The organism is Acidovorax sp. CF316, from assembly GCF_000276605.1.
Classification (GTDB): domain Bacteria; phylum Pseudomonadota; class Gammaproteobacteria; order Burkholderiales; family Burkholderiaceae_C; genus Acidovorax.
In genome coordinates, this window is the sequence record NZ_AKJX01000206.1 from 1 (window position 1) to 9,658 (window position 9,658).

At 65.0% G+C, this 9,658-nt stretch carries 8 protein-coding genes, 2 tRNA genes and 1 pseudogene; 2 read left to right on the top strand and 9 right to left on the bottom strand.

The window, feature by feature from the left end:
• Positions 1–29 precede the first annotated feature (29 nt).
• The 9 genes and pseudogenes from PMI14_RS34395 to uvrC form a co-directional block, all read right to left on the bottom strand.
• Positions 30–164: pseudogene (locus PMI14_RS34395) on the bottom strand (IS3 family transposase); the annotation flags it as partial.
• Between the two features lie 195 nt (positions 165–359).
• Positions 360–800 carry an XRE family transcriptional regulator gene (locus PMI14_RS33730; RefSeq protein ID WP_007858653.1) on the bottom strand — a complete coding sequence of 147 codons (441 nt, stop codon included), beginning with the start codon at positions 798–800 and terminating at the stop codon, positions 360–362.
• Entirely contained in the window at positions 797–1,234 is a 438-nt protein-coding gene (locus tag PMI14_RS25085; RefSeq protein WP_007858655.1) for a type II toxin-antitoxin system RelE/ParE family toxin, read from the bottom strand. The genes PMI14_RS33730 and PMI14_RS25085 overlap by 4 nt, the downstream gene beginning before the upstream one ends.
• Positions 1,235–1,600: 366 nt before the next feature.
• Positions 1,601–1,676, bottom strand: a tRNA-His gene (locus PMI14_RS25090).
• A 51-nt stretch (positions 1,677–1,727) separates the two neighbouring features.
• Entirely contained in the window at positions 1,728–3,656 is a 1,929-nt protein-coding gene (locus PMI14_RS25095; protein ID WP_007858656.1) for a SurA N-terminal domain-containing protein, read from the bottom strand.
• Between the two features lie 62 nt (positions 3,657–3,718).
• A tRNA-Val gene (locus tag PMI14_RS25100) sits at positions 3,719–3,794 on the bottom strand.
• A 22-nt stretch (positions 3,795–3,816) separates the two neighbouring features.
• Positions 3,817–4,089 (bottom strand): HU family DNA-binding protein, encoded by a 273-nt coding sequence (locus tag PMI14_RS25105; protein ID WP_007858657.1) that lies wholly within the window; start codon positions 4,087–4,089, stop codon positions 3,817–3,819.
• A 390-nt stretch (positions 4,090–4,479) separates the two neighbouring features.
• On the bottom strand, positions 4,480–5,046 hold the full coding sequence (gene pgsA, locus PMI14_RS25110) for a CDP-diacylglycerol--glycerol-3-phosphate 3-phosphatidyltransferase (RefSeq protein ID WP_007858658.1): 567 nt from the start codon (positions 5,044–5,046) through the stop codon (positions 4,480–4,482).
• A gap of 80 nt (positions 5,047–5,126) precedes the next feature.
• Entirely contained in the window at positions 5,127–7,163 is a 2,037-nt protein-coding gene (gene uvrC / locus PMI14_RS25115; RefSeq protein ID WP_007858659.1) for an excinuclease ABC subunit UvrC, read from the bottom strand.
• 196 nt (positions 7,164–7,359) lie between these two features.
• Between uvrC and PMI14_RS25120 the strand changes: the two genes are divergently transcribed.
• Both PMI14_RS25120 and PMI14_RS25125 read left to right on the top strand, forming a co-directional pair.
• On the top strand, positions 7,360–8,181 hold the full coding sequence (locus PMI14_RS25120) for an NADPH-dependent oxidoreductase (protein WP_007858661.1): 822 nt from the start codon (positions 7,360–7,362) through the stop codon (positions 8,179–8,181).
• A 278-nt stretch (positions 8,182–8,459) separates the two neighbouring features.
• On the top strand, positions 8,460–9,473 hold the full coding sequence (locus tag PMI14_RS25125; protein ID WP_007858663.1) for a DUF4034 domain-containing protein: 1,014 nt from the start codon (positions 8,460–8,462) through the stop codon (positions 9,471–9,473).
• Positions 9,474–9,658 lie beyond the last annotated feature (185 nt).

A 9,658-nucleotide genomic window follows, 5' to 3' on the forward strand; every position in this document is an offset into this window, starting at 1 on the left:
GGGGGTGCGGATAAAAACTTGGACTGGTTTTATGCCGCAAGTCCAAGGCTCACCCGGTATTCGATAGGGCTGAGGGAGCCAAGAGAGATCTTGATCCGCTTCTCGTTGTACCAGCGGATGTAGTCGTCGACCACCTCAATGAACCGCTCGATGGTCGTGCCCTTGCTGTGATCGGCGGCGTAAGCTGATGCCGGCCAAGTGAAGCTGCAGTGTGCTCGCATCGCCAATGCACTGCTGAATGCGAGCGAGCAGCGCCTCGAAATGCGTCTACCCCTGGCAGCTGAGCGTGGCGGTCTTGCGATGCTGCTGATTGGCAGCATCGCACGGAACTCCTGTCGTTCCGCCGTCGGAGTCAAGCGTCAGGCAACCGCAGTTCCTTCGTGCTTAACCTTGAGCTTGGATTTGCTGGCAGAACGAGCTGCCGACTTGCGAGCCACACCGGACGCGCGCGCGCGATGTGGCGTCGATGACTTGGCCAGGGAGCTCAGGCTATCAAGCATGATCACAGTCCCCGCGCCCGTTCTGACAGCCACGGCCAGTTCTCCGCCCATGGCTTCCACGTACTTGCGCAGCGTCGAGAGCAGCAGGTCCGAACGCTTCTCCAACTGAGCCACGGCGTTTTGTTTGACATTGAGCACTCGCGCCACTTCGTCCTGGGTCTTGACCAATGCCGCGCGGACCTCGGCCAGCGAGTCCGCGTGGCGAACCATCTCTTCGGCCAGGACGCTCGCCTTGCTCTGGATGAGCTTTTGATCCTCAGCAGAAAACTCTTCGATGATGCTTTGCAGTGTGGTGCTCATGGTGATTCCTTCTTCGCCTTGGCGAGCTTCTTCAGGTGGGCGTCGAACCGCTTGTCGGCAGTCTTGATCAGGGTTTTGTAAAACGCTGCCTCGTCCTGTCCCTGCTTATCGCCAGCCACCAGCACATAGGCCTTTCGCTGGGGATCGAAGGCGAAAGCCGCCCGCCAGATCTCCGAGCCGTTGTGGGCCTTGAAGCGCAACTCCTTCATGTTGTCGTGCTTCGAGCCATTGAGCGTGTCGACATGAGGCCGTCCTGTCTTCGGCCCTGCCAGTTCGATGGCCTTGGCAGCAGCAGCCAGTTCGCGGCGTACGTCCAAGTCGAACGCGCGGAACTCCGGCAAAAACTCATCGTGAAAGATGACTTCCCACTTCTCCGAGGGTGCCGGTACAGCAGGTTCGGACGCCGACGACGATTTCTTGGATCTTCCCGCCATAATAATTTTAACGTGATATCACTTTAAAATTATCCCACAAGCAGAGCGTGGCTGTCAGAGATCGCGTTGTCAAGACAGGCCCTGCCCGCAGCCTGCTCGACTCAGGACAGAGGATCCCCACCTCGAAGCGACATATTGATGGCGACAGTCAAAGGCGACATGCATCCCGCATGACGTATTGAGGCAGTGCCTGCGGGCGATGCTTGAGTGAGTCGATCTGCTTAGAGACAGCAAGACCCGTCGAAGTCTGGCAGTCCGATGAGGCCACCAAAGCACAGGACAACCGTCAGCGATTCCCGCTTCGCCCCTGGCGTGCCCCTGAAACGAAACAAGGACCCGAAGGTCCTTGTTTTTACTGGCATTTTTTGGGGTGGCTGATGGGGCTCGAACCCACGACAACAGGAATCACAATCCTGGACTCTACCAACTGAGCTACAGCCACCGTTTGAGATTCAAATTATAACCCGGGTTTTTACCCCCGGCGCCAAATTCTTCAATTTTCTGTCTGGGTGACGGTGAACTCCGAGGGACGGGCCACCTTCATCTCGACCTTGAAGCGCTCCTTGAGCATCTCGTAGTAGGCCACGCCCTCGGCCGTGCTCCACCACTGCATGAGCTGCATGCGCTCCTGCTGGGCGCGCTGCGCCTCGGGCTTGTCGCGCGGCACGATGCGGTTGACCTTGACCACGGCAAAGCCCTGGCCGGCGCCCAGGTCCACGCTGGTCCATGCGGGCAGCTTGTCGGCGTTGGCACGCAAGGCGGCGTCGATCAGGGGGCGCGGGAAGTTCATGGGCGTGTCGCGGGCGATCACGGCAGGGGCGGTCAGGCCACTGGCAGTGTCGGGCTTGGCGGTGTACTCGGCCAGCTTGGCCTCGCCTTCCTTGCGGGCCAGCTCGGCGGCCTTCTCGGCCACGTACAGCGTGCGCACCTTGTCGCGCACCTTGTCCAGCGGCAGGGTCTCGGCCGGGGTGTACGAGACGATGCGGCCCGATGCCATCTGGCTCGTGCCCACTTCCACGGCTTCGGTGTTGCGCTTGTTCTGCACCGAGTCCGACGAGAACAGGGCTTCGAGGAACTTGGCGTTGGCAAACGGGCCGGTGGCGCCGGGCACGGGCGTGCGCGTCACGCCATTGGCGGTCTGCACCTTGAGCTTGAGCTTCTCGGCCACCGGGGCCAGGCTGTCGGCCTGCTCGTACACGCCATTGGCGAACGATTCGGCGACTTCGGCGTACTTGCGCTGCGCCTGCTGGGCCTTGAGGTCCTTCTCGATGGCGGGGCGCAGTTCTTCGAACGGCGGCACGCGCGAGGGCTTGATGTCGGTGACCTGGATGACGTGGTAGCCGAAGTCGGTTTCCACCAGATCGCTGATCTCGCCCTTCTTGAGGCCGAACGTCGCATCCTCGAAAGGCTGGACCATGTCTTTCCTGCCGAAGAAGCCCAGGTCACCGCCTTGCGCGGCCGAGCCATCCTGCGAGTTCTTCTTGGCCACGTCGGCAAACGTGGCGGGCGCCTTGCGCACCTGGGCCAGCAGTTCGGTGGCGCGTGCCTTGGCCTTCTCGCGGTCGGCGGCAGGCATGTCCTTGCCAGCCTTGATCAGGATGTGGCTGGCGCGGCGCTCTTCCTTGGAGCCCAGGGTCGCTGCGTTTTCCTTGTAGTAGGTGCGCAGGTCGTCTTCATTGAGCGTGATGCTGTCGCGCACGGTGTCCAGGCTCAGCACCAGGTACTCGACGTTGGCCGATTCGAGCTGCTTGAACTGGGCGGGGTGGGCCTTGTAGTAGGCCTCCAGCTCGGCGTCGGTGGGCGACACCTTGGCAGCGAAGTCGGTGGTGTTGAAGCGGGCCACCTGGATCTCGCGGCGCTGGTAGAGCGCGTCGAGCGACTGGGCGATCTGCGCATCGGTCACAAAGGCCGAGCCGACCACACCACCCAGGATCTGGTTGACCGACAGGTCGTTGCGCACGCGCGCCTCGAAGCCGGCGGGCGTGAGGCCCTGCTGGGCCACCAGGGCGCGGTAGCCTTCGGTGTCCATGGTGCCGTCGGGGCGCTTGAGCGCGGCGATCTGCGGAATCTCGGCCAGGCTGCGCGCCAGGCGGGCATCGCTGGTGATCATGTGCATCTTCTGCGCAGCGGCCGCCAGCACGCGTTCGCGCACCATGCGCTCGAGCGTGGCGTAGCGGGCGCCGGCCGAATCGAGCATCTTCGGGTCCATGGTGGGCTGCTGCGCGCGGATGCGGTCGCTCTCGACGCGGTGCGCATTGTCCCATTCGGTCTGCGTGATCTTGTTGCCATCCACACGGGCAACCACGGCACTCTTCTCGGAGAAGTAGTTGCTGTCGATGCCTACCAGCACAAACGAGGGAATGACCAGCAAAAACAACAAGAGCATCATGATCTTGGAGTGCTTGCGGATGGATTCAAACATGATCGAACTTTCAATGACAAAAAACAAAAAGGCGAACTTGCGTTCGCCTTCGTGTTCGGTGGTGGTGGGTCCTGACGGTCTCGAACCGCCGACCTACTCCGTGTAAAGGAGCCGCTCTACCAACTGAGCTAAGGACCCCGCCTCAACAACAAACGTGTCTTCAGTTCAAGGCGTCTTTCAGAGCCTTGCCTGGACGAAACTTCGGCACTTTAGCAGCTTTGATCTTGATCGTATCGCCCGTACGGGGATTACGGCCGGTGCGGGCAGCGCGCTTGCCCACGGCAAAGGTGCCAAAACCGACGAGCGAAACGGTACCACCCTTTTTCAGGGTCTTCTTGACGGCCTCGATCGTGGATTCCAGGGCACGCGCTGCAGCGGCCTTGGAGATGTCGGCGTTGTTAGCGATGTGCTCGATCAGTTCGGTTTTGTTCACAAGAAGCCTCTCGGGAAAAGCGTTGATGAATGAAGTGTGTCTTGGGTATCTGGTCTTCACACGTCAGAAGGCACAACCGGTGAGGGCTGGGTGTCTGCAGACGGGGGAATGACTGGCGTACACAGCAGGGGCTGCTGCATCAGATTAAAGCCATCGACTTTCAAGGTGTCAATACAACACGCTGCATTGCCACAGCGATGGATTGAATTCTAGTCGTATTTCACACCCTGTCTGGGCTTGCGGCGCGCTTTTGTCTCAAACGCGCCGTATGCGCGCGATTCCCGATTGACAGCCGCGGCCCCTGTCAGCAGGGCCTCGGCGCGCGCCCCAGAACGGGGCATGCGCCCCTGCAGAGCCATGCCGGTTTGCGATTTCGGATAGACGAAAAAATCACTTCACACGGGCACGGATTTCGGGCAACGCCTTTTGCAGGTAGTAGACCATGGACCACACCGTGAGCACGGCCGAGGCCCAGATCAGCCAGGTGCCCCACACGCCCGTGTCGATCACCCCGAGGATGCGCCCGTCGTACAGCAGGAAGGGGATGGCGACCATCTGCACCGTGGTCTTGACCTTGCCGATCATGTGCACGGCCACGCTCTTGCTGGCGCCGATCTGCGCCATCCATTCGCGCAGGGCCGAGATCGCGATCTCGCGCCCGATGATGATCAGCGCCACGAACACATCGGCGCGCTGCAGGTGCACCAGCACCAGCAGCGATGCGCACACCAGGAACTTGTCGGCCACCGGGTCCAGGAAGGCGCCGAAAGACGAGGTCTGGTTGAGCTTGCGCGCCAGGTAGCCGTCGAGCCAGTCGGTGGCGGCGAACACCACGAACATCACCGTGGCGATCAGGTTGCGCGTGGCGGGCTCCACTGGCGCATAGAACACCCCCACGATCAAAGGTATCGCGACAATGCGCGTCCAGGTCATCAGGGTGGGGATAGTCCAGAACATGGGCGCGATTGTGCACCACTGGTGATATCCCCCAGCCCCGAAATGATGCGCGCGCGAAAAGCCGCGCGGCACCCGCGCCTTCAGCGCAGTGCCCGGTAGATCTCCTCGGCCAGATCGCGCGAGATGCCGTCCACCGTCGCCAGGTCTTCCACGCTGGCACTGGCCACGCCGCGCACGCCGCCAAAGCGCTGCAGCAGGCGCGCGCGCTTCTTGGGGCCCACGCCGGGGATCTCCTCCAGTTGGCCACCGCCCACGCGCACCTTGGCGCGCGCGGCACGCATGCCGGTGATGGCAAAGCGGTGGGCCTCGTCGCGGATCTGGGCCACCAGCATCAGCGCGGCCGAGTCCTTGCCCAGGTAGACCTTCTCGCGGCCGTCGGCGAACACCAGCTCTTCCAGGCCGACCTTGCGGCCCTCGCCCTTTTCCACGCCAACGATGCGCGTCAGGTCCAGCCCCAGCGCGGTGAACACCTCGCGCGCCACGCCCACCTGGCCCTTGCCGCCGTCGATGAGCACCAGGTCGGGCAAGCGCGCCACGCCCTTGGGCTTGACGGCCCCCTCGGCGTTCTCGGTGTCGGGCGGCGGTGCGGCCGCAAAGTCGATGCCGCCGGCCTCGCGCGCGGCCTCCACCACCTTGCTGTAGCGGCGCGTGAGCACCTGGCGCATGGCGGCATAGTCGTCGCCACCGGTGATGCCTTCTATCTTGTAGCGGCGGTACTCGCTGCTCTGCATCTTGTGGTGGTGGAACACCACGCACGAGGCCTGGGTCGATTCGCCCGCGGTGTGCGAGATGTCGAAGCACTCGATGGTCAACTGGTCCAGGTCTTCGGGCGGCAGGTCCAGCGCCTCGGCCAGGGCGCGCGTGCGCGCCTGCTGCGAGCCCTCCTCGGCCAGCAGCCGGGCCAGTTGCAGGTCGGCGTTCTTCTGCGCCATGTCCAGCCAGGCACGGCGCTGCTCGCGCGGCTGGTGGATGGCATTCACGCGCACGCCGGTCTGCTCCGACAGGGCTTCCATCAGCGCCTTGTCCACCGGCTCGCTGCACACCAGCACCGGTGGCACGGGCACGCCGATGTAGTGCTGGGCGATGAAGGCCTCGAGCACCAGCGCCTCGACGCGGCGCGTGCGTACAGCAGGGGCAATGCCGCCCTCGCCGGCCCCGGCGTCTTCTTCCTCTGCATGGATGGCCGCGGCGTCCTCCACATGCACCGGAAAGTAAGGCCGATCCCCCAGGTGCCGCCCGCCGCGCACCATGGCCAGGTTCACGCAGGCGCGGCCGCCCTGCACGCGCACGGCGAGGATGTCCACGTCCTTGTCGTCCGCGGTCTCGATGGACTGTTGGTGCAGCACGCGCGACAGCGCCTGCATCTGGTTGCGCACATCGGCCGCCTGCTCGAACTCGAGCTTGTCCGAGTGCGCCATCATGCGCACCTCCATGGCCTTGAGTACTTCCTGCGTCTCGCCGCGCAGCAGCGCCTCGGCGTGCTGCACATCGGCCGCATAGGCCTCGGGCGAGACCAGGTCCACGCACGGGCCCGAGCAGCGCTTGATCTGGAACAGCAGGCAGGGCCGCGTGCGGTTGGCGAACACCGTGTCCTCGCAGGTGCGCAGGCGAAACACCTTTTGCAGCAACTGGATCGACTCCTTCACCGCCCAGGCGCTCGGGTAAGGCCCGAAGTAGCGGTGCTTCTTGTCCACCGAGCCGCGGTAGTAGGCCATGCGCGGAAACACCTGCGAGGGCGAGCCCTGCCCCACCGCCGTGCCCGGCGCGCCGGTGATCTTCAGGTAGGGGTAGCTCTTGTCGTCGCGGAACAGGATGTTGAACTTGGGGTTCTGCGTCTTGATCAGGTTGTTTTCAAGCAGCAGCGCCTCGGCCTCGGAGCGCACCACCGTGGTCTCCATGCGCACGATCTTGCTCACCATGTGGCCGATGCGCGTGCCGCCATGGTTCTTGGTGAAGTAGCTCGACACCCGGCGCTTCAGGTGCCGCGCCTTGCCCACGTAGAGCAGCGCACCCTGCGCGTCGAAATAGCGGTACACCCCCGGCAGCGGCGGCAGCGCGGCCACCTGGGCCAGCAGTTCTTCGGAATGGGCTCGCAGTGCTTCTTCGTCTTCGGACATGGGGGCTATTGTCATGGCAATGCAAAGCGCCCTGCCCGGCACCGCGTATCGCCAGGCCGGGCGCCCTGGCGTGGGGGGGGATGCCCGGGCTCCGGCGCCGGCCGCACAGCGCATAGCCATATGCGGTTTTCATGCTTCGCGGCGGGCCGCGTGGTGCTACCTTGGCGGCCAGTTTCCACACAAACGCCCGCGCCCCATGACCTACACCCCTACTTACCTGCAGGCCCGCTACGGCGCCCAGGCCGCCGCCTGGCCCGTGCCCCGCCACCCCGTGGTCGAGCACATCCTGTCGCACCGCTCGGTGCGCAACTTCCTGCCCGACGCGCTGCCACCCGACACCGTGCAGACCCTGGTGGCCGCTGCCCAGTCGGCCCCCAGCAGCTCCAACCTGCAGACCTGGAGCGTGATCGCCGTGCACAGCCAGGACAGCCGCAACCGTTTGGCCGAGCTGGCGGGCAACCAGGCGCACATCCGCACCGCACCGCTCATCCTGGTGTGGCTGGCCGACCTGTCGCGCATCGCCCGCATATCGCAGTACAAGGACCAGCCCGCCGACGGCCTGCCCTACCTGGACACCTACCTCATGGCCGTGATCGACGCCGCCCTGGCCGCGCAGAACGCCGTGGTCGCCGCCGAGGCGCTGGGCCTGGGCACCGTATACATCGGCGCCCTGCGCAACCAGCCCGAGGCGGTCGCCCAGGTGGTGGGCACACCCGCTGGCGTGTTCCCCGTCTTCGGCCTGGTCGTGGGCCACCCCGATCCCGCCCGCCCCGCCGCCATCAAGCCCCGGCTGCCGCAAGCCAGCGTGCTGCACCACGAACGCTACACCGCACCCGCCAGCCTGGCCGCCGAGATCGGCGATTACGACGCCCAGCTGCGCGACTTCCAAGTTAGTGAGGGCCTGCCCGAGGTGGACTGGAGCGATCTGGTGCTGCAGCGGCTGGCCAATGCCGACTCGCTCAAAGGCAGGCACCGGCTGGTGGAGGCGCTCAAGGGGGCGGGGTTCGCGCTGCGCTGATCCATAACGCGCTTGGACGCGCAGGACAATCCGTGTAAATTCCTTCCAGGAAAGCGGGAGGGACGCAATCCATGGGCGACAAGTACGCCAGCACATCGCCAGCAGGCTCACGAAGAGCTGACGAACGCTTTCCCACCCCTACCGCGCCGACAGCTACACCCGCCTGATGACGCAGCCAGGCCGCCCGGTGCCGCCGGGCGCCACGGCGCTCAAGGACCGCGCGCGGTTGCGCTGCGCAGCCGGACCAGACTCCTTACCATGAAAGAGAGAGGGACCGCATGAACCGATCCGTCACCCGCCTGGCAACCCTGGCCGTGGTGCTGACCCTGTCGCTGCTGGGCGGGGCAGGCAACGGCGCCCACGCTGGCGAAATCGACGAACGCAAGCAGATCACGGAACGGTTCACAAGGCTGTTTGCAGCCGGCGACTACGCCGCGCTGGATGCCTGGTACGACAAGGCGCTGCAACAGGACACACGCACCGCCGGCGGGCACCGCCTTGCCAACCGGCTGGTGCGCTCCATCGCCTTCGGCCCGGGGCCAGGCCAGTCTCCTGCAGACGAGCCTTACTGGCAAGCACAGCAGCACCAGGCTACCCGGTGGCTTGCTGCGCGCCCCCAGTCCATCCTGGCCACCATCGCCCTGTCGAAGGTCTACGCCTACCAGGCCTGGAGCCTTCGGGACAGCGACGCGGGCAAGTCCCTGGAGCTCAACCGGCAAGGCCAGAAGCTCTTGCTCGCCCAGTCGGAGCGGGGCCGCAAGGACCCCAATTGGTGGGCCGTCCTGCTGACCCAGGCGCATAACACCCGCATGCCCGCAAAGGAACAGCGCCAGCTGGCCCAGGACGCCATAGCCGCCTTCCCCCAGCACCCCGACATCTACACCAGGATCGCCACCACCCGCGTTCCGCAGGAGGGCGGCAGCCACAAGGCGCTGGCCGACCTGGCCGGCCAGGCGGTGGAGAACACCAAACCGCACGAAGGGCAATCCCTGTACGCGCTGCTCTACTGGAGCGTGCAGGACCAGTTGGCCCCAAACGGCCAGGCCGCCTTCACCCACCGGCAGGTCGACTGGCCGCGCATCCGCGCCGGTTTCGACGACCTGGTGCAACGCCACCCCGATCCTTACAACATCAACACCTACGCCCGCCTGGCCTGCGTGGCCGCCAAGGACAAAAAGGCCACGGCAGAGGTGCTGCAGCGCATGGGAAACAACATCGTCCAGCAAGCTTGGTCCAGCCGCGAAGAGTTCATGGGCTGCCAGGCCTGGGCGGGGGGCGCTGCTGCCCGGTGATGCCGCCTTGTGCTGCCGCGCCAGCGCAGCGCGGATGCACGCGAAAAAAGGGGATACCTGCTGGTGGATGCGCCCAAGGGCGCAGGGCTTGCACTGCGGCAGCATGCGGCGTTTGCGCGCGGCCGCACTCCACTCATGCGGCGGTGCCAGCCCGTGCAGTGGCTCCCCCCCCCCCCCCCCCCCCC